The 24,927-nt window shown below is 52.0% G+C and carries 25 protein-coding genes; 16 read left to right on the plus strand and 9 right to left on the minus strand.

The window, feature by feature from the left end:
* Nucleotides 1–49 precede the first annotated feature (49 nt).
* Nucleotides 50–1,150, minus strand: a complete 1,101-nt coding sequence (gene dnaN / locus J5224_RS05675) for a DNA polymerase III subunit beta (RefSeq protein WP_222159004.1) — start codon at nt 1,148–1,150, stop codon at nt 50–52.
* 4 nt (nt 1,151–1,154) lie between these two features.
* Nucleotides 1,155–2,537 carry a chromosomal replication initiator protein DnaA gene (dnaA, locus tag J5224_RS05680; protein WP_264624432.1) on the minus strand — a complete coding sequence of 461 codons (1,383 nt, stop codon included), beginning with the start codon at nt 2,535–2,537 and terminating at the stop codon, nt 1,155–1,157.
* 646 nt (nt 2,538–3,183) lie between these two features.
* On the opposite strand from dnaA, the gene rpmH reads away from it, so the two are divergent.
* From rpmH to J5224_RS05725, 9 genes are all read left to right on the plus strand, one after another.
* The gene (gene rpmH, locus J5224_RS05685; RefSeq protein ID WP_004093983.1) at nt 3,184–3,324 is read left to right on the plus strand and encodes a 50S ribosomal protein L34; all 141 of its coding nucleotides are present in this window, start codon (nt 3,184–3,186) and stop codon (nt 3,322–3,324) included.
* 18 nt (nt 3,325–3,342) lie between these two features.
* Complete coding sequence (gene rnpA / locus J5224_RS05690) at nt 3,343–3,702, plus strand: ribonuclease P protein component (protein WP_264624433.1); 360 nt, start codon at nt 3,343–3,345, stop codon at nt 3,700–3,702.
* On the plus strand, nt 3,666–3,923 hold the full coding sequence (gene yidD / locus J5224_RS05695; RefSeq protein WP_222159001.1) for a membrane protein insertion efficiency factor YidD: 258 nt from the start codon (nt 3,666–3,668) through the stop codon (nt 3,921–3,923). Before rnpA ends, yidD begins: the two co-directional genes overlap by 37 nt.
* Before the next feature lie 2 nt (nt 3,924–3,925).
* Nucleotides 3,926–5,572: a membrane protein insertase YidC gene (gene yidC / locus J5224_RS05700; protein WP_264624434.1), complete on the plus strand. Its 1,647-nt coding sequence runs from the start codon at nt 3,926–3,928 to the stop codon at nt 5,570–5,572.
* 77 nt (nt 5,573–5,649) lie between these two features.
* Nucleotides 5,650–7,014: a tRNA uridine-5-carboxymethylaminomethyl(34) synthesis GTPase MnmE gene (gene mnmE / locus J5224_RS05705; protein ID WP_264624435.1), complete on the plus strand. Its 1,365-nt coding sequence runs from the start codon at nt 5,650–5,652 to the stop codon at nt 7,012–7,014.
* Between the two features lie 322 nt (nt 7,015–7,336).
* Nucleotides 7,337–7,588, plus strand: a complete 252-nt coding sequence (locus J5224_RS05710) for a helix-turn-helix domain-containing protein (protein WP_264624436.1) — start codon at nt 7,337–7,339, stop codon at nt 7,586–7,588.
* A gap of 9 nt (nt 7,589–7,597) precedes the next feature.
* A complete protein-coding gene (locus J5224_RS05715) occupies nt 7,598–8,902 on the plus strand; it encodes a type II toxin-antitoxin system HipA family toxin (protein ID WP_264624495.1) in 1,305 nt (434 codons plus the stop codon).
* Between the two features lie 114 nt (nt 8,903–9,016).
* Nucleotides 9,017–9,301 carry a putative quinol monooxygenase gene (locus J5224_RS05720; RefSeq protein WP_264624437.1) on the plus strand — a complete coding sequence of 95 codons (285 nt, stop codon included), beginning with the start codon at nt 9,017–9,019 and terminating at the stop codon, nt 9,299–9,301.
* A gap of 31 nt (nt 9,302–9,332) precedes the next feature.
* Nucleotides 9,333–9,902 (plus strand): DUF6933 domain-containing protein, encoded by a 570-nt coding sequence (locus J5224_RS05725; protein WP_264624438.1) that lies wholly within the window; start codon nt 9,333–9,335, stop codon nt 9,900–9,902.
* Here the strand turns inward: J5224_RS05725 and J5224_RS05730 are convergent.
* Nucleotides 9,899–10,693, minus strand: a complete 795-nt coding sequence (locus tag J5224_RS05730) for a DeoR/GlpR family DNA-binding transcription regulator (RefSeq protein ID WP_264624439.1) — start codon at nt 10,691–10,693, stop codon at nt 9,899–9,901. The genes J5224_RS05725 and J5224_RS05730 overlap by 4 nt on opposite strands.
* Before the next feature lie 33 nt (nt 10,694–10,726).
* A complete protein-coding gene (locus J5224_RS05735) occupies nt 10,727–11,623 on the minus strand; it encodes a sugar kinase (RefSeq protein ID WP_264624440.1) in 897 nt (298 codons plus the stop codon).
* A 167-nt stretch (nt 11,624–11,790) separates the two neighbouring features.
* Here J5224_RS05735 and yihU point away from each other — a divergent pair, with 167 nt between their 5' ends.
* From yihU to J5224_RS05765, 6 genes are all read left to right on the plus strand, one after another.
* Complete coding sequence (yihU, locus tag J5224_RS05740; RefSeq protein WP_264624441.1) at nt 11,791–12,687, plus strand: sulfolactaldehyde 3-reductase; 897 nt, start codon at nt 11,791–11,793, stop codon at nt 12,685–12,687.
* Between the two features lie 38 nt (nt 12,688–12,725).
* A complete protein-coding gene (gene yihT / locus J5224_RS05745; protein WP_264624442.1) occupies nt 12,726–13,604 on the plus strand; it encodes a sulfofructosephosphate aldolase in 879 nt (292 codons plus the stop codon).
* Between the two features lie 15 nt (nt 13,605–13,619).
* Nucleotides 13,620–14,861, plus strand: coding sequence for a sulfoquinovose isomerase (gene yihS, locus J5224_RS05750; protein ID WP_264624496.1), 1,242 nt, complete (start codon nt 13,620–13,622; stop codon nt 14,859–14,861).
* A 67-nt stretch (nt 14,862–14,928) separates the two neighbouring features.
* On the plus strand, nt 14,929–16,953 hold the full coding sequence (locus tag J5224_RS05755; protein ID WP_264624443.1) for an alpha-glucosidase: 2,025 nt from the start codon (nt 14,929–14,931) through the stop codon (nt 16,951–16,953).
* Between the two features lie 45 nt (nt 16,954–16,998).
* Nucleotides 16,999–18,381, plus strand: a complete 1,383-nt coding sequence (locus tag J5224_RS05760) for an MFS transporter (protein ID WP_264624444.1) — start codon at nt 16,999–17,001, stop codon at nt 18,379–18,381.
* Between the two features lie 40 nt (nt 18,382–18,421).
* Nucleotides 18,422–19,843: an MFS transporter gene (locus J5224_RS05765; RefSeq protein WP_264624445.1), complete on the plus strand. Its 1,422-nt coding sequence runs from the start codon at nt 18,422–18,424 to the stop codon at nt 19,841–19,843.
* Between the two features lie 64 nt (nt 19,844–19,907).
* On the opposite strand, the gene J5224_RS05770 is transcribed toward J5224_RS05765, so the two are convergent.
* Nucleotides 19,908–20,642, minus strand: a complete 735-nt coding sequence (locus J5224_RS05770; RefSeq protein WP_264624446.1) for a hypothetical protein — start codon at nt 20,640–20,642, stop codon at nt 19,908–19,910.
* A gap of 222 nt (nt 20,643–20,864) precedes the next feature.
* On the opposite strand from J5224_RS05770, the gene ddlA reads away from it, so the two are divergent.
* Nucleotides 20,865–21,962 carry a D-alanine--D-alanine ligase gene (ddlA, locus tag J5224_RS05775; protein ID WP_264624447.1) on the plus strand — a complete coding sequence of 366 codons (1,098 nt, stop codon included), beginning with the start codon at nt 20,865–20,867 and terminating at the stop codon, nt 21,960–21,962.
* Nucleotides 21,963–22,053: 91 nt separating this feature from the next.
* Here ddlA and J5224_RS05780 read toward each other — a convergent pair whose 3' ends face one another.
* The 4 genes from J5224_RS05780 to J5224_RS05795 form a co-directional block, all read right to left on the minus strand.
* Nucleotides 22,054–22,782 (minus strand): hypothetical protein, encoded by a 729-nt coding sequence (locus tag J5224_RS05780; protein WP_264624448.1) that lies wholly within the window; start codon nt 22,780–22,782, stop codon nt 22,054–22,056.
* 33 nt (nt 22,783–22,815) lie between these two features.
* Nucleotides 22,816–23,538 (minus strand): hypothetical protein, encoded by a 723-nt coding sequence (locus tag J5224_RS05785; protein ID WP_264624449.1) that lies wholly within the window; start codon nt 23,536–23,538, stop codon nt 22,816–22,818.
* Nucleotides 23,539–23,902: 364 nt separating this feature from the next.
* Nucleotides 23,903–24,559: a DUF799 domain-containing protein gene (locus J5224_RS05790; RefSeq protein ID WP_264624450.1), complete on the minus strand. Its 657-nt coding sequence runs from the start codon at nt 24,557–24,559 to the stop codon at nt 23,903–23,905.
* Complete coding sequence (locus J5224_RS05795) at nt 24,556–24,915, minus strand: DUF4810 domain-containing protein (RefSeq protein ID WP_264624451.1); 360 nt, start codon at nt 24,913–24,915, stop codon at nt 24,556–24,558. Before J5224_RS05795 ends, J5224_RS05790 begins: the two co-directional genes overlap by 4 nt.
* Nucleotides 24,916–24,927 lie beyond the last annotated feature (12 nt).

Below are 24,927 nucleotides of genomic sequence, written 5' to 3' on the forward strand. Positions count from 1 at the left end.
GGCAAGCGTCGGCATTCACGCCAAAAAGAGGGCAGACCACGCGCGTCCGCTACAGACGCATCGGCATGACAACGTATGCCGCGGCCTTGCTGGCACCGTCTTCAATCTGCACGCTGGAGACAGAATCGGTCAGCAGCAAACGGACATCTTCACACTTCAGCGCATTCAGCACATCCAGCACGTAGCTGACGTTAAAGCCAATTTCCATTTCCGTGCCGTTGTACTGCACGTCCAGAATTTCTTCCGCTTCTTCCTGCTCCGGGTTATTCGCGGTAATTTTCAGCTGATTTTCAATCAGGTGCAGACGCACACCGCGAAACTTCTCGTTAGACAGGATCGCCGCACGCGCAAAGGCCTGTTTCAGCAAGTCGCAGCTTGCTTCCAACGCCTTGTCCGGGTTCTTCGGCAATACGCGACGGTAGTCTGGAAAACGCCCATCGACCAGCTTAGACGTGAAGATAAAATCCCCAACGTGAGCACGAATGTTGTTGGTGCCGATCTGCAACTGCAATGGCGTATCGCCACCGTCCAGCAGCCGCAGCAGCTCAATCACCCCTTTACGCGGCACAATCACCGAGTGAGACGGCAGCGACTGACCAATCGGCATGGCGCATACCGCCAGACGGTGACCGTCGGTTGCTACGGTGCGCAGCTCTTCCCCTTCGGTTTCGAATAACATGCCGTTGAGGTAATAACGCACGTCCTGATGCGCCATGGAGAACTGCGTGGCTTCAATCAGGCGTTTCAGCGTCGCCTGCGGCAACGAGAATGCCACTTCGCTCTGCCAGTCATCCAGGTTCGGGAAATCAGACGCCGGAAGCGTAGAAAGTGAGAAACGGCTACGGCCGGAACGCACCAGCATCCGGTCGCCTTCCAGCGTGATGGTAATTTCTGCGCCGTCGGGCAAGCCACGGCAAATATCAAACAATTTACGCGCTGGTACCGTAGTGGCACCGGGTTCATGGGCCTGAGACAGGGGGATCTTCGCCACCATCTCCATTTCCAGATCGGTGCCGGTCAGCGACAATGCGCCGTCCGTCACTTGTAGCAGCAGATTGCCCAGAATAGGCAACGTGGGGCGACCACCTAACGGGCCACTCACCTGTTGTAACGGTTTTAGCAGATGCTCGCGTTCAATAATGAATTTCATAATATTATGAAGATAATGTTCTGATTAAATTAGAGAAATCTTCCTTGATGTCGTGGCTTTCCTCACGCAGCTGCTCAATCTTGCGGCACGCATGCAGCACGGTGGTATGGTCACGACCGCCAAACGCATCACCAATTTCCGGTAAGCTGTGGTTTGTCAGCTCTTTCGCCAGCGCCATCGCCATCTGGCGCGGACGTGCCACCGATCGGGATCGCCGTTTGGACAGCAGATCGGCGACTTTGATCTTGTAGTACTCCGCGACCGTCTTTTGAATATTGTCGATGGTCACCAACTTTTCCTGCAACGCCAACAAATCGCGCAGCGCTTCGCGCACGAAATCAATAGTAATGGCGCGGCCGGTAAAATTGGCGTTAGCGATCACGCGGTTCAGTGCGCCTTCCAGCTCACGAACGTTAGAGCGCAGTCGCTTGGCAATAAAAAAGGCCACTTCACCCGGTAGACGGATATCGTTTTCATCCGCTTTTTTCATCAGGATCGCGACGCGCGTTTCCAGTTCCGGCGGTTCGATCGCAACCGTCAATCCCCAGCCAAAGCGCGATTTCAGACGATCTTCTACCCCATTGATCTCTTTCGGATAACGATCGGACGTCAGGATGATTTGCTGATTGCCTTCCAGCAGCGCATTAAAGGTATGGAAAAACTCCTCCTGAGAGCGCTCTTTGTTGGCAAAAAACTGAATATCATCGATCAATAAGGCATCGACTGAGCGGTAATAGCGCTTAAATTCTTCAATCGCGTTGTTCTGTAAGGCTTTGACCATATCCTGTACAAAGCGTTCAGAATGCATATAGACCACTTTGGCATTTGGCTTGCGCGCAATAATGCCATTACCCACCGCGTGCAGCAGGTGGGTTTTCCCCAAACCGGTGCCGCCGTAAAGAAACAGGGGGTTATAGGCTCCGCCGGGGTTGTCAGCAACCTGACGCGCCGCCGCGCGCGCCAGTTGGTTAGACTTACCTTCAACGAAGTTGTCGAACGAATGCTTCGGATTGACGTTGGAACGGTAGGTGTGCTCCGTTTGCGTCATCGGCGTGTCCCAACTGGGACGCACGGGCGCCTGTCTGACCGGCTGCACCGCCGCCTGCAGGCTGGCAGGCTGGCTGACGGCCACCGCGGCCAATGGCTTACTGCCCACTTCAAAACGTAGCAAAGGCGCATCCATACCGCAGAAATCGTTCAGCAGACCATTGATGTTGTTAAGGTATTTGTCTCTTACCCAATCCAGCACAAAACGGTTTGGCGCATAGAGCGCCAGCGTGTTGTCGTTCAGTTCCGCCTGTAACGGACGTATCCACATGCTGAATTCTGTGGCAGGTAACTCATCCTGCAAACGGGCAAGACACTGCTGCCAAAGCGAAAGTGACACGGCGGACTCCACTCGAACAAGATTAAAATAGAAAAGAATCAGATACGTTATTTAGTGTAATTCATGATTATGACCCGGAAGCTGCAATGACCGTTTCCTGGGTGCACCGCGCATCTGATGATGTCCATGCGGTTGCCGAGACGATCCCGAAGAAGGATCGTTCACGGGACGGCGGATCATAACCTAATCCTCGGCAGAGATCTTCCCTTTCTGCACAGTTTCGATCCTTTTTATCCACAGGCTATTCTTATCACTCGTGACCGCCACGTGCCGCACAACGATGACGCTGGCTTGCATCATGCGGACGCCTAGCATAACTGAATCGATATTCATACTGGAGTGACAGCGATCAAGATCCCGCATCAAGGATCGTGTCAGGATCCTTGCGATTTAATGCAGAGTACGTATAATCCTCAGCCCGACGCGTTGATGCTCTTCTGTGCTATTTCAGGCAGAAAATTCCCCAAATTTATTGCGGAAAGGGCTCCATAGGCGTGTGATGCCAATTGACTCGGGACTGTACAATTATTACAATCCCGCCTCTTTATCTTTGATGTATGCGATTGAGGCGTCGGTCAGTGTTCACGCCGGAGCGCCAAACGCGTTTACTGTGAAGTCAATAATCCAAGTTTAGGTAGAAATCGCCATGAAACGCACTTTCCAACCGTCCGTATTGAAGCGTAACCGTAGCCACGGTTTCCGTGCTCGTATGGCCACTAAAAATGGTCGTCAGGTTCTGGCCCGCCGTCGTGCAAAAGGCCGTACTCGTCTGACTGTTTCTAAGTAATAAAAGCTAACCCTCCTAGTGGTTAAGCTCGCTTTTCCCAGGGAGTTACGTTTGTTAACTCCCAGCCATTTCACTTTCGTCTTCCAGCAGCCGCATCGGGCTGGCACGCCGCAAATCACCATCCTCGGCCGCCTGAATTCGCTGGGGCATCCTCGCATCGGTCTTACTGTCGCTAAAAAACATGTCAAACGGGCGCATGAACGCAATCGGATTAAACGTCTGACGCGGGAAAGCTTTCGTTTACATCAACATACCCTACCTGCGATGGATTTTGTGGTGATCGCCAAAAAAGGGGTAGCCGACCTGGATAATCGCGCGTTGACGGAAGCATTGGAAAAATTATGGCAACGGCACTGTCGCTTGGCTCGCGCCTCCTGATCGGGCTGATACGCGGTTATCAGCTCGTTATAAGTCCGTTGTTAGGACCACATTGCCGTTTTCGCCCAACCTGTTCACAATACGGCATTGAGGCCATACGCAGGTTCGGCATGATAAAAGGCAGTTGGTTGACGCTCAAACGCGTATTAAAATGCCACCCTTTGAACCCTGGTGGTGATGATCCCGTACCGCCAAAACCCGACAATAACAGAGAACATTAACGATGGATTCGCAACGCAATCTTCTTCTCATCGCTCTGCTATTCGTAAGCTTTCTGATCTGGCAGACGTGGGAGACGGACAAAAATCCGCCTGCCGCTTCAACGCAAGCCATCCAGCAAGCGACGAACGCAGTCAACGGTGATACCGCCAGCCAGGGCGTGCCTAACAGCGGTCAGGGTAAACTGATCACGGTGAAAACCGACGTACTGTCGCTGACTATCAATACGCGCGGCGGCGATATCGAACAAGCCAATCTGCTGGCGTTCCCTGACAAACTGCACTCTGCTACGCCATTCCTGCTGCTGGAAACCACGCCGGAATTTGTCTATCAGGCACAGAGTGGATTGACGGGTAAACACGGTCCAGATAATCCGGCAAACGGCGCACGTCCGCTGTTCACTGCCGCACAGGATCACTTTGAACTGGCTGACGGACAGGACGCACTGACCATTCCGTTGACCTACACCAACGCTGACGGCGTGACCTTCACCAAAACGTTCGTGCTCAAACGCGGTGACTACGCGCTGAACGTGAGCTACAACGTGAACAACACCAGCGCGCAGCCGTTGGAGTTAACGCTGTTTGGTCAGTTGAAACAGTCAATTGATCTGCCGAAGCACCGCGATACTGGCAGCAACAATTTTGCACTCCACACCTATCGTGGCGCGGCGTTCTCCTCCAGCGACGATAAGTACAAGAAGTACAGCTTCAGCGACATGAAAGAAAACCTGAACGTCACCACCGAGGGTGGCTGGGTTGCCATGTTGCAGCAGTATTTTGCTACCGCGTGGATCCCGACCACTGCGGGTGCTAACACCTTCTATACCTCGCAGTTGGGTAACGGTTTGGCCGCCATCGGCTTTAAAGCCACACCGGTAACCGTTGACGCGGGCGCGCAGAAAGACATCAGCGCAGTGCTGTGGGTTGGCCCGGAAATTCAGGACAAGATGGCGGCCGTTGCACCGCATCTGGACCTGTCGGTGGATTACGGTTGGTTGTGGTTTATCTCCCAACCGCTGTTCAAACTGCTGAAATTCCTGCACGGCTTCATCGGTAACTGGGGCTTCTCCATCATCGCCATTACCTTTATCGTGCGCGGCATCATGTACCCGCTGACCAAGGCGCAGTACACCTCGATGGCGAAAATGCGTATGCTGCAACCGAAAATGCAAGCCATGCGCGAGCGTATCGGTGATGACAAGCAGCGCATGAGCCAAGAAATGATGGCGCTGTACAAGGCGGAGAAAGTGAACCCGCTGGGCGGCTGCTTCCCGCTGCTGATCCAGATGCCAATCTTCCTGGCGTTGTACTACATGCTGATGAGCTCGGTTGAGCTGCGCCATGCGCCGTTCATCCTGTGGATCACTGACCTGTCTGCGCAAGACCCGTTCTACATCCTGCCGATCCTGATGGGTATCACGATGTTCTTCATTCAGAAGATGTCGCCGACCACAGTGACCGACCCGATGCAGCAGAAGATCATGACCTACATGCCGGTTATCTTTACCGTGTTCTTCCTGTGGTTCCCATCAGGTCTGGTGCTGTACTATATCGTCAGCAACCTGGTCACCATTATCCAGCAGCAGCTGATTTACCGCGGGCTGGAGAAGAAAGGCCTGCACAGCCGCGACAAGAAAGAGAAGAAATAAGCGGACTGCACAAGTCTGAGAATAAGGCGGCTATGGGCCGCCTTATTTTTTTGTTTAATCGTCACAGAGAAACCATCATGAGCCATACCGATACCATCGTAGCCCAAGCCACGCCCCCCGGACGCGGCGGCGTAGGTATTTTGCGCGTGTCCGGTCAGCAGGCTGCCGACGTGGCGCGTGCCGTGCTGGGTAAATTACCCAAACCGCGCCATGCGGATTATCTGCCGTTTCGCGATGCCGACTGCAGCGCGCTGGATCAGGGTATTGCCATCTGGTTTCCTGGCCCCAACTCCTTTACCGGTGAGGACGTGCTGGAGCTGCAAGGGCACGGTGGCCCGGTTATTCTTGATTTGCTGATGCAGCGCATTCTGGCACTTCCTGGCCTGCGCATTGCGCGCCCCGGCGAGTTCTCCGAGCGCGCGTTTCTCAATGACAAGCTCGATCTGGCACAGGCCGAAGCTATCGCGGACCTGATCGATGCCAGCTCTGAGCAAGCGGCGCGCTCTGCGCTCAACTCCTTGCAAGGCGCCTTCTCCACCCGCATTCACCGCCTGGTGGAAGCGCTGATTCATCTGCGCATCTATGTCGAGGCCGCCATCGATTTTCCTGATGAGGAGATCGATTTCCTCTCCGACGGCAAGATTGAGGCAGAACTCAACGGCGTGATGGCCGATCTGGCGGATGTTCAAGCCGAAGCGCATCAGGGCAGCTTGCTGCGTGAAGGGATGAAGGTGGTGATTGCGGGTCGCCCTAATGCGGGTAAATCGAGCCTGCTTAACGCTCTGGCCGGGCGCGAGGCAGCCATTGTGACCGCTATCGCGGGCACCACGCGCGACGTACTGCGCGAGCATATCCATATCGACGGCATGCCGCTGCATATCATCGACACTGCTGGATTGCGCGATGCCAGCGACGAAGTGGAGCGCATCGGCATCGAACGCGCCTGGCAAGAGATTGAACAGGCGGATCGCGTGCTGTTTATGGTCGATAGCACCACCACCGATGCTACATCGCCTGCCGAAATCTGGCCCGAGTTTATGGCGCGCTTGCCCGCCACACTGCCGATTACCGTGGTGCGCAATAAAGCCGACATTACCGGCGAGCCACAGGGCATTGAAGAGGTAAACACTTACTCACTGATCCGCCTGTCCGCCAAAACCGGAGATGGTGTCGATATCCTGCGTAACCATCTAAAACAGAGCATGGGCTTTACCAGCAACACCGAAGGGGGCTTCCTGGCACGCCGTCGCCACCTGCAAGCGCTGGAAACCGCCGCACAGCATCTGGAACAAGGCAAAGAACAGTTAGTGAGCGCTTACGCAGGTGAACTGCTGGCAGAAGAGCTGCGACTGGCACAACAGGCACTGAGCGAGATCACCGGGGAATTTACTTCCGATGACTTGTTGGGACGGATTTTCTCGAGTTTTTGTATTGGGAAGTGATGTAAAAAACCGGCTTATGCCGGTTTAGCTTATCGCCTTGGTTGCTTTACTGCTCGACATCTTCGCAACAGGGAGCATTCAGCAATCTATTCAGAAGCTCTAACCGTTCAGCTAAAATAAACGTCAGAACCTCTTTCACTGTAGTGTAAGCATCCCAACAGCCCGAGCCAGCCCCCTCATGAGATACATGTGATTTAACCTTTATAGCGGTTATATTGATAATAACCCCTGTAAGGGTTATATTAATTTTATCCTCTGTAGAGGATATATTGGTTTTATCCTCTATAAGGGTTAATACTATACGCTTGCCAAAGGAAAAAGTATGAGGGTGACATCTCCGTCGGCGTTGGCAAATGTGGTCCGTGACCAACGCAAAAGCCATAAGAAGACTCAGCGAGAAACTGGCGATAAGGTCGGAATAAAGCAAACAACCGTATCTGATTTCGAGAACAGACCGGAATCCACCAAACTTGATACGTTGTTTAAGATTCTCTCTGCGCTAGATCTGGAACTCCAGGTCGTAAAAAGAGATGCTGTTTTGAATGAGGGAAAGATTCAGAAACGGGAGTGGTGAGGCATGAGAATACAAACTCTGACGGTTGCGATGAACGGCGATGTCGTTGGTACGTTGTTCCGGGACGGCAGCGGAGCCATGTCATTTCAGTATCTACCGGAGTGGCTTGCAGAAGATGATGCACGCCCTATTTCACTGTCACTCCCATTGAGAAGAGACAGACTCAGAGGACCTGAGGTTTTTAATTTCTTTCACAACCTTTTGCCGGATTCAGAAGCGATTATAGCCAGAATGCAGGCCAGATTTCAGGTAGAAACCGCTCATCCCTTTGATTTACTGGCAAGCGTAGGACGTGATTGTGTTGGGGCTATTCAGCTTTACCCACCTGCCAGCCACATACCGCCAGTGACTGAAATCATTGCAAAACCTTTGGATGAAGGGCAAATAGAAGCGCTGTTGGAAGGCTATCAGATGGCCCCCTTGGGGATGGTTGATGATGTCGACTTCCGTATCTCCTTGGCTGGAGCACAAGAAAAGACAGCGTTGCTTTGGCATCAAGGACAGTGGCAACGGCCGTCAGGTAGCACACCAACAAGCCATATCTTCAAGCTCCCCATCGGCAGGATAGTGCAGAACAACATCGATCTGAGTGAGAGCTGTGAGAATGAGTGGTTGTGTCTGCGTATCGCAAACGCGTTTGGGTTCGAGACCCCCACAGCAGAGCTAGCCGTTTTCGGTCAAAAGAAAGTGCTCATCGTTGAACGTTTTGACCGACGATGGGCAAGTGGCGGCGGCTGGTTAATGCGGCTACCTCAGGAGGATTTCTGTCAAGCCCTTGGTATTCCGCCTGCGTTGAAATATGAATCAGATGGCGGTCCCGGTATTGCTGATGCAATGAGATTGCTATTGGGCTCACGTTTGGCAACCCACGACCGCGAGACGTTCTTCAAATCGCAAATCCTGTTCTGGATGCTGGCAGCAATAGACGGTCACGGCAAGAATTTCAGCCTCTTTATTGAGGCCGGTTCATCCTATCGGATGACTCCACTCTACGATGTAATGTCTGCTTACCCGTTGTTTGAACGTGGCAGCATCCAAGAAAAGAAAGCGAAGATGGCAATGGCATTGCAAGGAAAGAATCGTCAGTATCATTTCGCGATGATTCAACCCCGTCATTTCATCAGTACCGCAGGGCATGTTGGGTTCTCTAAAGAAGTCGCAGCCAATCTGATGCAGGATATGGCGAATCAGGCAGGAGATGTTATCGCCCAGGTGTCAGCACAGTTGCCACCCGATTTTCCTGAGCATATCAGTTCCGCCATTTTCAGCGGACTCGCTCGTAAAGCGGATAAGATCCGAAGAATGGAACCATGATTTCACTCTATGACCCTGCAAAAAAAATCATAACAAATTGTTTTATAAAAATTTGAAATGTAGAAGAGTAAAGCCAGATAGTGACAAGCCATCCGACACAAACCGAGAACCTACATGCTAAAAGTGATTGCTGAAGATTTTATCAAACCAGAGGCGATTGAAATCGTCCTCCCGCTGTATCGTGAGCTGGTGGAAGCCACCAAGAAAGAGCCGCTGTGTATTGCCTACGATCTGTATGTCGACGAGAAAGACATCGGGCACTTCATCTTCATCGAAGAGTGGCCGGATCATGCGGCGCTGGATGAGCACTGTGCCAGCGAGCACTTCAAACGTCTGGTGCCAATGATCGATCGGCACAAGCGAAAGGATGCGACCTATATATTGATGAAAAATGTGTGATGATTGAGATTAGGGTAAAGGGAAACAAAAAGTGATTCATCTCCATGCCACCCGAAAACTGTTTGAATACTTACCGCTGAATGAGGAAAACCGTCTTCCTCCCACGGCTCATAGTCAGTGGCTGTTTGAACAACCCATCTTGGATATCAACCCCCTCAGCAACTGGCATGGTCATCTGATCGTGTTGCAGCGCAGGAATTGTCTATTACTGGTTCATGACGCGACGCGTTTTCCAGTGGTGCTACCGACACTGCATAAGAAGGATTGCACTGAATTGAACGCGCACATTGCGGATGCATTCCTCAACACCCTGCTAAAATGTGGGGCAGATGAAAAGCAAATTCAGGCGGCCCAGACCTATTTACGCCCGATACAGGTAGACACCAAGGTAAATCGCTCAGTACAAGGCACATTAAATCAGATGAAAAGGGATATTGAGCACCTGCTGTGGTTTGAAAATGTCAAAATCGCTGAGCTGTCGGGTTATTCCTTAGGCCAGTGGCTGGCAGACAGACCCTGCTCTGTCAAAGGGCAAGGCCATCTCTGGCCACAGCAAGCAATGCTGACCTTATTATCAAGGATGGCCGGTCCGGTTGCTTAAGGCTGTACGCCATCTTCACCCGAAAGAATAATCTCCACCTGACTCTCCTTGAGCCGCGCTTTCAACGCCGCTGGCGGCATTTCATCAGTAAACAGCGCGGCGGCTTGCGTGATATTGCCAATGTCCACCGCCGCTGAGGCGTGGTACTTGGTGTGATCGGCGGCGAGCAAGATGTGCCGCGAATGGTGCATCATGCTTTTTGCCACGCTGGCTTCGTTGACATCAAATTCCAGCAGCGTGCCGTCACTCTCTATTGCCCCAACGCTGGTCACCAGATAATCGGCGCGAAACCCTTGTACAAAGGCGTTAGCCGCTGGGCCGATAATGCCGCTGTTATGGGGGCGCAGCGTACCGCCCGGCACCATCACTTCAAAGCGCGGGTTTTTATACAGAATATGCGCGACGCGCAGACTGTTGGTGATAATGCGCAGTTCGTTGTGGTTCAGCAGCGCACGGGCTACGTGCTCCACGGTGGTGCCGATGGTGATGAAAATCGTTGAGCCATCAGGAATATAATCGGCAATCGCCTCGGCAATCGCCTTTTTCTCATCGGTAAGAGACACCTCGCGCTGTTCAAACGCGGTGTTCACCACGCTGGATGCGCGTCCGGCACCGCCGTGATGCCGGGTAATCAATCCTTGCTCGCTCAGCTTGCGAATATCACGCCGAACGGTCTGCGTGGAAACCTCCAGCAGGTGCGCCAGCTCATCAATGTTCATGTAACCGCGTTCGGCCACCAGCGCCAGCAAGCGGTCATGGCGCGGGTTACCGGTCTGTTCGGTAAAGCTCATGGGGATCCCTCTCAAAACCACACTTTCCGCATTCTATACAAAAAGGGACAAAAAGGAGCGGGTTTGATCACAGTCAGGGATACCGGCACGTCCGCCCGGGCGCGTGCATTTCAATGCCGCCACGCCACTGGCAAAGCGCACCGCCTCAGCCGCCGTATTCCCCTGCGCCAAGGCAACGGCCAACGCACCGTGGAAAACATCACCCGCACCGGTGGTATCCACCACGTCAACGGCGAACCCCGACTGATGCCGTAACTCACCGTTTTCCAACCACTGACACCCCTCAGCCCCTTGAGTGACATACACTTGTCCATTTGTGATCATTTTTGCGCGCATTAATGCTTCTTCGCTCGCGGCCACTTCCGTTAAGCGCAACAGACCGGGCGCAGAGAACACGGCATGATCGCTCAGCGCCACCAGTTCGGTAATGTCCTGCGGCGTCATATCACCGTCCAACACCGTCATCACCCCCGCCTGACGCGCCAACGTGAAAGCGCGTTTGGCACCTTCATGCCAGCGCACATCCGCCAGCACCACATCCCACTGGCTAAAATCTATTTGATCAAACCAGTAGGCGCTGGGTGAGAGGTCAGGGCTCGGGTAATTGACAATAATGCGCTCACCACGCTCATCCACCAAAATGGCGGATTGTGAAGAGCGGGCCTGTTCAATACAGCGGGTATAACGCGTATTCACGCCATAAGACGCCAGCTCGCTCAGCAGTGCGGCACCAATGTCGTCATCCCCCACGCGCCCGATGAAATCGACCTGCGCGCCCAGTCTGGCAGCCGCAACCGCCGCCGTTGCCGCCGGGCCGCCGCCCACTTCCCGGTAGTTTTGCGCCACATACTTTCCTCCCGCCGTAGGCAGCGCCTCTACATAATAGAGGCGATCCATCACGGTAATTCCCACACAGGCAATACGAATCATGGTTGTTCCTTAAACGACATCGAATGACACCATTTTAATTTCATCAAATGTTTAAAGAGTGATGAATGTCAATTTTTTGACCATAAATTACAAATACGATCAACGCAACGAACAAAAACGGTCATTAATAGACAAAATGTGACAAACGAGAACGGCAGGAGAGCAGCATGGCAACAATCGCATTTATCGGCCTCGGCCAAATGGGCGCCCCTATGGCAAGCAACCTGATCAAGCAGGGACACCAGCTCCACGTGTTTGATATCAGCCAGGCCGCCGTGCAGGCACTGGTGCTACAGGGCGCGCACAGCGCCAAGAGCGCCGCCGAGGCAGCAAAAGAGGCAGAATTCGTGATCACCATGCTGCCTAACGGTGATTTGGTGCGCAACGTGTTGTTCGGTGACGAAGGCGTCTGCACCACACTGCGCACGGATGCTCTGGTTGTCGATATGTCCACCATTCACCCACAGCAAACTGACGCGCTGATCCGCGAAATGCACCAGAAAGGCTTCAGCATGATGGATGTTCCTGTCGGCCGCACCTCTGACCATGCCGTCGCAGGCACATTGCTGTTACTGGCAGGCGGCACACCCGCACAGGTTGAGCGCGCGACACCGGTACTGATGGCGATGGGCAATGAGCTGGTGAATGCCGGCGGTCCCGGCATGGGGATTCGGGTCAAACTCATCAACAACTACATGAGCATCGCACTCAACGCCCTGTCCGCAGAAGCCGCCACGCTGTGTGAAGCGCTTGGCCTCTCTTTCGATGTCGCCCTCAAGGTGATGAGCGGTACACCGGCAGGCAAAGGCCACTTTACCACCTCCTGGCCCAACAAGGTGCTGAAAGGCGATCTCTCCCCGGCCTTCATGATCGACCTGGCGCACAAGGATTTGGGCATCGCGCTGGACGTGGCGAATCAGCTTCACGTTCCGATGCCGCTCGGCGCGGCCTCACGCGAGGTTTACAACCAGGCGCGCGCCGCCGGACGCGGACGTCAGGACTGGACGGCCATTCTTGAGCAGGTACGCACCAGCGCTGGGTTAACCCCGAAAGCCGCTCAGTAACCACCGCTCTCTGTAACACATAAATAAAGGACAGATACATGGAAACCTACACCCTGAAAGACATTACCCGACCTTCCGGCGGCTTTGCCATGCTTGCCGTCGATCAGCGTGAAGCGATGCGCTTAATGTTTGCAGCAGCAGGGGCTCCCCAACCGGTTAGCGATCAGGTGTTAACCGATTTTAAAATCAATGCCGCCAGAATTCTGTCGCCTTATGCCTCAGCCATTTTGGTCGATCAGCAATTCTGCTACCCACAAGTGGTGCAGCAGCAGGCAATCGCCCCTTCCTGCGGCACCATCGTTGCCGCCGATGCGTTTATTCCCGGTAACGGCATCCCGGTTGATAACGTCGTGATTGATAGCAGTGTCGATCCGGTGGCTGCCAAAAACAACGGCGCCAAGGCATTGAAACTGTTGGTGCTGTGGCGCAGCGATGAAGATGCGCAACAGCGTCTGGAGATGGTGAAAACCTTCAATCACATCTGCCACGCTCAGGGGCTGCTCAGCATTATCGAGCCCGTGGTACGTCCGCCGCGCTGTGGCGACCACTTCGATCGCGAACAAGCCATTATCGATGCAGCAAAAGAACTGGGTGACAGTGGGGCCGATCTCTACAAAGTGGAAATGCCGCTGCACGGCAAAGGCACACAGCAAGCGTTGCTCGCGGCCTCGCAAAAACTCAATGAACACATTGCTATGCCGTGGGTCATCCTCTCTTCCGGCGTCGATGAAAAATTGTTCCCACGCGCCGTGCGCGTTGCCATGGATGCAGGGGCTTCGGGCTTTTTAGCCGGTCGCGCCGTGTGGTCTTCCGTGATTGGTCTGCCCGATATGCCTCTGATGCTCAGGGATGTCTCTGCGCCCAAATTGCAGCGTCTGGGTGAAATCGTTGATGAGATGATGGCGCGTCGCCGCTGAGGAATACGCATCATGATGAAATGGTTTAACACGCTGAGCCACAACCGCTGGCTGGAACAAGAAACGGACCGCATTCTCGATTTCGGCAAGAACGCGGCGGTTGCCACGGGCTTTGGCTGGCTCGGCAACAACGGTCAGGTCAGGGCCGAGATGGGCACCCACCTGTGGATCACCGCACGCATGTTGCACGTCTATTCCGTGGCCGCCGCCATGGGGCGGCCCGGCGCATATGCCTTGGTGGAACACGGTATTCAGGCGCTGAACGGCGCACTGCGCGACAAACGCTATGGCGGCTGGTATGCCTGCGTTAACGATGAAGGCGTCACGGATGCCTCAAAGCAAGGTTATCAGCATTTCTTTGTGTTGCTCGGTGCGGCCAGCGCCGTCACCACTGGGCATCCGCAGGCCAGAACGCTGCTGGATGACGCCATTGCGGTAATCGAAAAGTACTTCTGGAGCGAACAGGAACAGATGTGTCTGGAATCCTGGGATGAAGCGTTCAGCGCGACCGAAGACTACCGAGGCGGCAACGCCAACATGCACGCGGTCGAAGCCTTTCTGATTGTGTACGACGTGACCCACGACCGTAAATGGCTCGATCGCGCCCTACGGATTGCCTCCGTGATCATTCACGATGTAGCCCGACGCGGCGAGTATCGCGTCAACGAACACTTCGATGCACAGTGGAACCCGATTCGCGATTACAACAAGGATAACCCCGCCCACCGCTTCCGCGCTTACGGCGGCACACCGGGGCACTGGATCGAGTGGGGCCGCTTGATGCTGCACTTGCGCGCTGCCTTGGAAGCCCGCTTTGAGACCCCGCCAGACTGGCTGTTGGAAGATGCTAAAGGCTTGTTTCACGCCACTATCCGCGATGCCTGGGCCCCCGACGGTGCCGACGGCTTTGTTTACTCCGTGGACTGGGACGGCAAACCCATCGTGCGTGAACGCGTGCGCTGGCCGATTGTGGAAGCGATGGGCACTGCCTACGCCCTGTACACCGTTACCGGCGATAGCCAGTACGAAGCCTGGTATCAGAAATGGTGGGACTACTGCATCAAATATCTCATGGACTACGAGAACGGCTCCTGGTGGCAAGAACTGGATATCCACAATGAAGTGACCACCAAGGTGTGGGATGGCAAACAGGATATTTACCATCTGCTGCACTGTCTGGTGATCCCTCGTCTGCCGCTGGCACCCGGTTTAGCCCCTGCGGTAGCCGCTGGGTTGTTGGATAGCCTGGCTAAGTAAAGCGATTAAAAAAGACACAAAAAAGACAAAATTACCCTAAAAAGTACCCTACTTTATGGAGGTCATAATGCGTTCGCTGACCGATATCGAATTACACACCGTTGACGGTGGATTTTCATTAACGTATCACCAGCGCCTGATTCTACGCCACAGCGCAGAAGCGCCCTGTTTATGGATTGGTGCCGGCAACGCCGACATCGATATGTTCCGTGGCAATTTCAGCATCAAAGATCGTCTGAATGAGAAAATCGCGCTGAACGACGCGACAGTGCTGGAACACGCGGATGGCTGGTCCATCCGCTTTAGTCGCGGTGATGCGGTTCATGCCACATTGCATATCACGCGTGATGAACAGGGCAGACTCACGCTGGCGCTGCAAAACGACAATCGCGACCATAACCGTATCTGGTTGCGGCTGGCGGCGCAGGAACAAGACCATATTTATGGCTGCGGCGAACAGTTTTCCTACTTCAACCTGCGCGGCAAGCCATTCCCGCTGTGGACCAGCGAGCAGGGTGTGGGCCGCAACAAACAGAGCTATGTCACCTGGCAGGCTGACTGCAAGGAGAATGCGGGCGGCGACTACTACTGGACCTTCTTCCCGCAACCCACCTTTGTCAGCAGCCAAAAGTACTATTGCCACGTTGATAACAGCTGCTACATGAATTTTGATTTTACCGCACCGGATTACCACGAGCTGGCGATGTGGGAAGACCATGCCACTCTGCGCTTCGAATGCGCCGATAACTACATCGCACTGTTGGAAAAACTCACCGCACTGCTAGGTCGGCAGCCGGAGCTGCCGGATTGGGTGTATGACGGCGTGACGCTTGGCATTCAGGGCGGCACCGAGGTGTGCCAGCAAAAGCTGGATACCATGCGTAACGGGGGCGTGAAAGTGAACGGCATCTGGGCACAAGACTGGTCCGGGATTCGCATGACCTCTTTCGGTAAACGCGTGATGTGGAACTGGCGCTGGAACCAAACCCTCTACCCGGAGCTGAAAGCGCGCATCAAGCAGTGGAATCAGGAGGGCGTGCAATTCCTCTCCTACATCAACCCTTACGTTGCCAGCGACAAAGACCTGTGCACCGAAGCGGCACAGCACGGTTATCTAGCGAAAGATGCGGCGGGCAACGACTATCTGGTGGAGTTTGGCGAATTCTATGGTGGCGTCGTGGATTTAACCAATCCCGCCGCCTATGACTGGTACAAAGAGGTCATCAAGCAGAACCTGATCGAGGTGGGCTGCAACGGTTGGATGGCCGATTTCGGCGAATATCTGCCGACCGACACCTACCTGCATAACGGCGTCAGCGCAGAAATCATGCACAACGCCTGGCCTGCGCTGTGGGCGAAGTGCAACTACGAGGCATTGCAGGAAACCGGCAAGCTCGGCGAGATTTTATTCTTTATGCGTGCGGGCTCCACCGGCAGCCAGAAATACTCGGTGATGATGTGGGCTGGCGATCAGAACGTTGATTGGAGTCTGGATGACGGGCTGGCTTCGGTGGTGCCTGCCGCGCTGTCGCTGGCGATGACCGGTCACGGCCTGCACCACAGCGACATTGGCGGTTACACCACGCTGTTCGAGATGAAACGCAGCAAAGAGCTGCTGCTGCGCTGGTGTGATTTCAGTGCCTTTACTCCCATGATGCGCACCCACGAAGGCAACCGCCCCGGCGATAACTGGCAGTTTGATGGCGATGCACAAACCATCGCGCACTTCGCGCGCATGACCAGCGTATTTACCACCTTGAAGCCCTACATCAAACAGGCGGTGGCGCAAAACGCCAGCAGCGGCCTGCCGGTGATGCGCCCATTGTTCCTGCATTACGAAGACGATGCCCGCACTTACCATCTGAAATACCAGTATCTGTTTGGTCAGGATCTGTTGGTGGCTCCGGTCTACGAGCAGGGCCGCAGCGACTGGACGCTTTATCTCCCGGACGATAACTGGGTCAACCTGTGGACGGGGGAAACGCACCGCGGTGGTGATGTCACCGTTGACGCTCCGCTGGGCAAACCGCCGGTGTTCTACCGCGCGGACAGCCAATGGGCAACTCTGTTTGGTTCATTACAACACCTATAAAACGGCTCGCCCGCAGCACGTGCTGCGGGCATTCGGAGAATAAAAATGAGTCAATCCGCAACCAATCCGGCTACCCTACGTCTGCCGTTCAAGGAAAAACTCGCCTACGGCATGGGTGACCTTGGCTCCAATATCCTGCTGGATATTGGCACGTTGTACCTGCTGAAGTTCTATACCGATGTACTGGGTCTGCCGGGCACCTACGGCGGCATTATCTTCCTGATTGCAAAATTCTTTACCGCCTTTACCGATATGGGTACCGGCGTGATGCTGGATTCACGGCGCAACATCGGGCCGAAAGGAAAATTCCGCCCCTTCGTGCTGTACGCCTCCTTCCCCGTGGCACTGCTGGCGGTGGCTAACTTCATCGGCACACCTTTCGACATTACGGGCAAAACCGTGATGGCAACGGTGCTGTTTATGCTCTACGGCCTGTTCTTCAGTATGATGAACTGTTCCTACGGTGCAATGGTGCCCGCTATCACCAAAAATACTGATGAGCGCGCCTCGTTGGCCGCCTGGCGTCAGGGTGGAGCCACACTTGGCCTGCTGCTGTGTACCGTACTGTTTGTGCCGGTCATGAATCTGATCGACGGCAACCCACAGCTTGGCTACATCTTTGCCGCCACGCTGTTTTCGCTGTTCGGTTTGTTCTTTATGTGGTGGTGCTACGCCGGGGTGAAAGAGCGCTATGTGGAAGTACAGCCCGTTAACCCAGCACAGAAACCGGGATTGTTAGCCTCTTTCCGGGCGATAGCCGGTAACCGACCGTTGTTTATTTTGTGCATCGCCAACCTGTGTACCCTCGGCGCGTTTAACGTCAAGCTTGCCATTCAGGTCTATTACACCCAGTACGTGCTTAACGATCCCATCCTGCTCTCCTACATGGGTTTCTTCAGCATGGGCTGCATTTTTATCGGGGTATTTTTGATGCCCGGTGCCGTGCGGCGCTTCGGCAAGAAAAAAGTCTATATCGGTGGGTTATCCATCTGGGTGCTGGGCGATCTGCTCAACTACAACTTCGGCGGCGGTTCGGTCAGTTTTGTCGCCTTCTCCTGCCTGGCGTTTTTCGGTTCCGCCTTTGTTAACAGCCTCAACTGGGCATTGGTGTCCGATACCGTTGAGTATGGCGAATGGCGTACCGGCGTGCGCTCGGAAGGGACGGTCTACACCGGGTTTACCTTCTTTCGCAAGGTGTCTCAGGCACTGGCGGGCTTCTTCCCCGGCTGGATGTTGACGCAAATCGGCTATGTACCAAACGTGGTGCAATCGGCAGGTACGGTTGAAGGCTTACGGCAATTGATCTTCATCTATCCGTGCGCGCTCGCCGTGGTCACCATTGTGGCAATGGGCTGTTTCTATAATCTCAACGAGAAAATGTACGTGCGTATCGTTGCAGAAATAGAAACCCACAAACGTCTGGCGTAATACCACCGTGACGCCCTGCGGGGCGTCATAAGGATCGACAATGAACAATACGGATCCGCTGACGCTGAAACTGAGCCTGAAAGAAAAGTTCTCCTACGGAATAGGCGATTTCGGCTCAAACCTGATGCTGTGTATCGGCACGCTGTATCTGCTGAAATTTTATACCGATCAGTTGGGAATGCCCGCTTTTTATGGCGGGATTATCTTTCTGGTGGCGAAATTCTTTACCGCCTTCACCGATATGCTGACCGGCGTGTTACTTGATAATCGGCGCAACATCGGCAAAAAAGGCAAATTCCGCCCGTTTATCCTGTACGCCTCCGTGCCGGTTGCGCTGGTCGCCACCGCACAATTTATGGCGAATGACTTCAGTCTGACGGTCAAAACCGCGCTGGCTACGGTGCTGTTTATGCTGTTTGGCCTGTTCTACAGCCTGATGAACTGCTCCTACGGCGCAATGGTGCCTGCCATCACCAAGAACCCGCATGAACGGGCGCACTTGGCCGCTTGGCGACAGGGTGGCGCAACGCTGGGTTTGCTGCTATGCACCGTAGGATTTATGCCAATCCAGGCACTGTTTACGGCACAACCGTCGTTGGGTTTTTTGGTCGCCGCACTGATCTTCGCCACCTGCGGCCTGTTTAGCATGTGGTGGTGCTACAGCGGCGTGCAGGAGCGCTACGTGGATGTCATGCCCGATCACTATAAACCCGGCATCCTGAAATCATTTCGCGCCATTTTTCATAACCCACCGCTGCTGGTGCTGTGCATTGCCAACCTGTGCACGCTGGCCGCCTTCAATATCAAACTGGCTATTCAGGTCTACTACACCCAATACGTACTGAACGATATTCACTTGCTGTCGTGGATGGGTTTTTTCAGCATGGGCTGTATTTTGATCGGGGTGTTTATGGTGCCTGCGGCAGTAAAACGCTTTGGCAAAAAGCAGGTTTACCTCGGCGGATTGGTCCTATGGGCCATCGGCGACGTGTTGAATTTTTTCTGGGGCAGCAACTCGGTACTGTTTGTCTCATTTTCCTGCATGGCTTTTTTCGGCACGGCTTTCGTGAACAGCCTGAACTGGGCGCTGGTGCCTGATACGGTCGATTTTGGCGAATGGAAAACCGGCATTCGTGCCGAAGGCTCGGTGTATACCGGTTACACCTTCTCGCGAAAAATTTCCGCCGCGCTAGCCGGTTTCCTGCCGGGTATCATGCTGACACAGATTGGCTATATGCCGAATGTGGCGCAGAGTGACACTACCCTGCTCGGGCTGCGTCAGCTTATTTTTCTCTGGCCGTGCGGTCTGGCGATCGTCGCCGCCTTAACCATGGGCTTCTTTTACCAACTCAATGAGAAGCGCTTTGCATTGATTATCGAAGAAATCGGCCAGCGTAAGCATCAGGGAGGGAAACCAATCGAAAGCAGCAGCAGCTTTACCGCATTGAAGAGTGACGGGTAACGTGAAATATCGTCGGCTGTGGGGTGGTACCAACGAACGTAAAACCCCACTGCCGATAAATATATCACGCCATACAATCCCTGCTCTCAAGATAGTTGAGTGACACTTGCAAGGTGATCAGTCGGTAATTGATCTTTCCTATTCTATCATCATCGCCTTTGAGTTGAGCCTCCATGTCGTTTACAAAAGCGTTGGTGATATTCAGATCGAAAAGACCATACTCAAGCAAGGTGAGTTTGATGTCTGGATTTCTCTCTAAAAAAAAGCAGCTATAATCCATAACTTCATCCCCACCATAGTTATCTTTTATCTTGGTATCTGGAAATTTTTTTGTAAACTCAACATCATTATCGGCAGCGAAGTTTTTAACAATAAGGTTGTAGTTTTCAACCAAAGGCAACTGATTGAATGATAACTCAGACAGTGAATCCCAATTATTGGGTGTATCGAAACTGTAAATATCGACCTTATCGATTGAAAAAGTGTACCGTGTCCCATTCATTCCAAGCGATTGAACACCTACTTTAAAAAGGTTTCTATATGCGGGTAAAGCCAGTGCTTTGAGTTTCTCAAAATTATAAAAACGATAATAGACTGCACCACCTAACTTGGCGGCAGGATACTCATTAATATTTTCATAAAGAGAGTCAAGAATGTCTTTTTTTGGCGAAATTCTAAAAAGATCGAGAAATCGTTGCCATAAACTCAACGCCGTTGCTTTTTTTTTATCATCATACTGTACTAAATTCGCCATATTACAATGATGTAATTTCCTTCCCCCTGTAAGTTCTATTTCCATCTTGCGAATCCCCCTCTATTTTTATTCGTGACATTGCTTAGCGTAGGCCACGTATCCGAAACAACAGCACAATGTAGTTTCACCCCGTGATGCTCACGTCGTTTTCTGACTAAGAATTTTTTTACCCGCAATACCGCGAAGCGCTTGATCGCAGAGGCACTTGATTATCTAATCAGTACCCTAAGCGCTACGGGTTTGGTACTACAACACAGGAATCAACGCATGAAAAAGCTACGCGTGGGCATCATTTTTGGCGGTAAATCCGCTGAGCACGAGGTCTCGTTACAATCGGCCAAGAATATTATTGATGCCATTGATAAAGCCAAGTTTGATGTGACGTTGCTTGGTATCGACAAGCAAGGTGCGTGGCATATCAACGATGCGTCTAACTACCTGCTGAATGCCGAGAATCCCGCACTCATCGCCTTAAACCGCTCAAACAAAAGCGTAGCGCTGATCCCTGGTCAAACACAGCAGCAAGTGATCGAGAGCCAGAATGCCCATGCCCTTACCCAGTTAGATGTTATTTTTCCTATCGTGCACGGTACGCTGGGAGAGGACGGTTCACTGCAAGGCTTACTGAGAATGGCCAATATCCCGTTTGTTGGCAGCAACGTACTGGGTTCCGCGGTCAGTATGGATAAAGACGTCACCAAACGCTTACTGCGTGATGCAGGCTTGCTGGTGGCCCCCTTTGTTACCTTGAATCGCGCCAATCGCCAGTATCACAGCTTTGCCAGCGTCAGCCACGCTCTCGGGCTTCCGCTGTTCATCAAGCCGGCCAATCAGGGCTCATCTGTTGGCGTGAGCAAGGTACGCAACGAAGCAGAATTTCAGCAGGCCGTTGAGTTGGCTTTCCAGTTCGATCACAAAGTGCTGGTGGAAGCGGCGATCGTTGGCAGAGAAATTGAATGTGCCGTGTTGGGCAACGATCATCCGAAAGCCAGCGTCTGTGGAGAAATTGTGCTGAGCGACGAGTTTTACTCTTACGATACCAAATACATTAACGAACAAGGTGCACTGGTGCGAGCGCCGGCGGATCTAACGCCTGACATTAACGAAAAAATCCAACGCATTGCCTTGCAGGCTTTCCAGGCGCTGGAATGTCAGGGCATGGCGCGTGTCGATGTTTTCCTCACGCCGGACGATGAAGTGATTATCAATGAAGTGAATACGCTGCCCGGCTTCACCAATATCAGCATGTATCCAAAATTGTGGCAGGCCAGCGGCATAAGCTATACCGCTCTCATCACGGCATTGATCGAGCTGGCGTTAGAACGGCAGGAAAACGATCGCGCTTTGGCAAGCTCTGTTCGCTAACGGATGCGCTCGCCGTACATCAATTAGCTCTCCTCACCAGACTTCAAATAAATATTTTTGAAGTCTGGCCTAACAGAACAAGTATTATAATTCACATATAATCGGTATCTAATTTATAAAGTTTTATCAGAGAGTTATGGATAACTGTCAATATACCACCTCTTGGACTATTATCATTAGGAAGACGAATTTTCATATAATCCATGAGTATATCCACCATATCCATATTCATAAGACCATGTGCAAAAAGCGCTCTTCTTATGTCGTCGTTATTCCTTAAGAAGAAACAACTACAATCCATGAGTTCATCGCCCCCCAAGACACCATTCGTTTTTGTGTCGGGATAATCAATCAAAAAGCGTTCTTCATTGCTTTTCATATAGTCATGCACAATTTTCTGATAATTATCCACGACCGGTAATTCAGCCATTTTCAATTCAGCGAGTGAATATCCATTTTTATCAGAACAAAAGCTAACTATATCTTCACTACCAATCGAAAAGGTGTACAGGCTTTCATTGTCACTGATATATTTTTCGCGGATATTGAACAGATGTTGATGTTCAACATCCGCCAGTCTTTTTAATTGTTCAAAACAATGAAATCTGTTGTTTGTTTTATCACTACTACCTTCATTGCCATCGCCATGAATAAGGTTATAAAACGTATTGACAACATCTTGCTTCTTGCAGGATTTGAAAAGATCAATAAACCTATCCCATAGGCTAATTTTCGTTGCTTTCGTTTTGTCAGTGTACATGACAAGATTAGACAAATTTTTACTCTTTAACGCTGAATAGCCTAAAAATCCCACATTCATAATTTCACCCTCTATTCAATATGCCGCAATACGCTAAAATAAATTCACGTCTAAAAATGCTATTTGATAATAGAGTTTATTATCTTTAAACGTAATCGATTTTATTTCATTTTCATGATTCACAGGTGCAACGGGCACTTCTGCTTCATTCACCACAGGAAATAAGGGATATTTTTCTAAAACATGATCATCAAAGCCTATATTGATAGAGTTTCTTTTTGAAACATCTCGCCCTGCTTCAAGTTCTCTTTTCATGGTGGTAGAAAACCCCTGAAATGCATTCCCATGTTTATTGAGCGGGTTATAAATAGGACCACCGTGATATTTAACCACGTTGTTTATGCCACGCCGCTCATCGGCAAGGATTTTGATAAAACCGGGCCGCGTTGATACGTTACTTTTCGGGATACCCTGAAAGGTATTTCCATGTTTATTCAGTGGATTATAAATAGGACCACCCTGATATTTTATCGGATTATTTATGCCACATTGCTCATGCGTAAGGCTTCTGATAAAGCCTGGCTTCATAGGCATAGCCATCTTGGGCATTCCCATAAAAAGCGTACCTTGCTTATTCAGAGTCGACGTAACGCTCCCTTTTGTAAGACCAAATTGTAAAACGCATTCTGTATTATCAATGGAATGTAGTTTTCTTGCTAATGCAGTCGAATTATGATTTCGTTCTCCATTGTTTGCAGAGATCCTATGGGAATTTAAAATACTATTGTCCAGTCTATTTAAATTTACTGTAGTCATATTTTCCTTATTAGTCCAATATCAAGTAAAAAATTAACGATATTATTGGATATTGTATTTTTTTCTTAGGTTAACTATTAATAATCGGCTTTTCACAAAAGCAAGCCAAAAAATAGTGCCAATCAACCTGATATCACTCGCATAAAAACATTGAGTTACAAACACGTAATATTGTTTTTTGAACAACGTAAACGTCGGATGAATTTTGGCTTAAGACTGAATTGAATACTAACGCCACACAATAATGTTGGGCTCACGCAGACGCTACTGTGATTCACAAGCGAGCAGTTTACTTAGATAAAAAAAGGAGCGTAAACAATGAACGCTCCTTTTTGATCAATAATCCGTTTAAACGCGAAGGCGCTTACAGGCCATCTTTGCCGTATTGCAGCGAACGCGGGCCATACAACACACCACGCGGCGTGCCCGCAGAGAGCAGACGCACGCTGGTGATACCAGCAATATCATGCCCTTTGTCAGACACCGTGCTGGCAATCTGTTCTACCGCCGCCTGCACCAGTGCGCCAAGGATGCCATTGGAGTTAGACTGCTGCTCGCTGCTGGAGGCCGTAGCAACGCCGTTCCAAATCTGTTTGCCGGTTTTCAAATCCACCAGCTTGGCTTCCGCTGTGACACGGGTTTCGCTGCTAAGCACCATGTACTTGGAGCCGTAATCTTTGACATCCAAATAAAGCGCAGCATCAGCGCCGAAAATCTGGCGCAGCTTATCGATGCTCACCGCGTGAATATCCTGCGCCGTGGTCATGCCGTTTTGCTTGAAGGTTTCATCCACGACAGCCACCGGCAACACATAATATCCCGCTTCCGCCAGCGGATAGGTCACCTGCGTTAGCATGCTGGGGCCCGCTTTAATATCCGGAGAATGATTAAGCGGCGGCAGCACCAGAATAGATTTCGGCCGACTTTGCTTAAATGCGGTGTAATCATACGGTGCCGGCTTGGCACAGCCAGTCAGGACCAAAGCGCATGCCAGCCCGAGAAATCCCAACAAACGGTTCATTTGGCCGCTCCTTTATTTTTGCTCAACAGAAAATCCATGTACGGCGCAGATTCTGGAAATTGCGCTTTTTCCGTTTCGAACTGTTGACGGGCTTCCGTGCCCCGCCCGGTATTGGCGTAGAGTAAGCCAAGCTGAGCGTGTAAGCCGGGCGGAACCGGTTTATTTTTCGCTTTGGCTTTTTCAAGCGCCAGATTCAGCGCTGTGATTTGTTCTTCAGGGCTGGTTTTGTCCTGTTGATAATATTGATACAGCGTCGGTTGATAATTATCCCAGCTATAAATCGTTTTGGGTTCTGCGGCACAACCGGCCAGCACCGCTGCCGCCAGCAGCAGCGCGACTTTTTTTCCATAAGACATACGTAGCAATTC

The sequence above is a fragment of the Candidatus Symbiopectobacterium sp. NZEC135 genome, assembly GCF_025962695.1.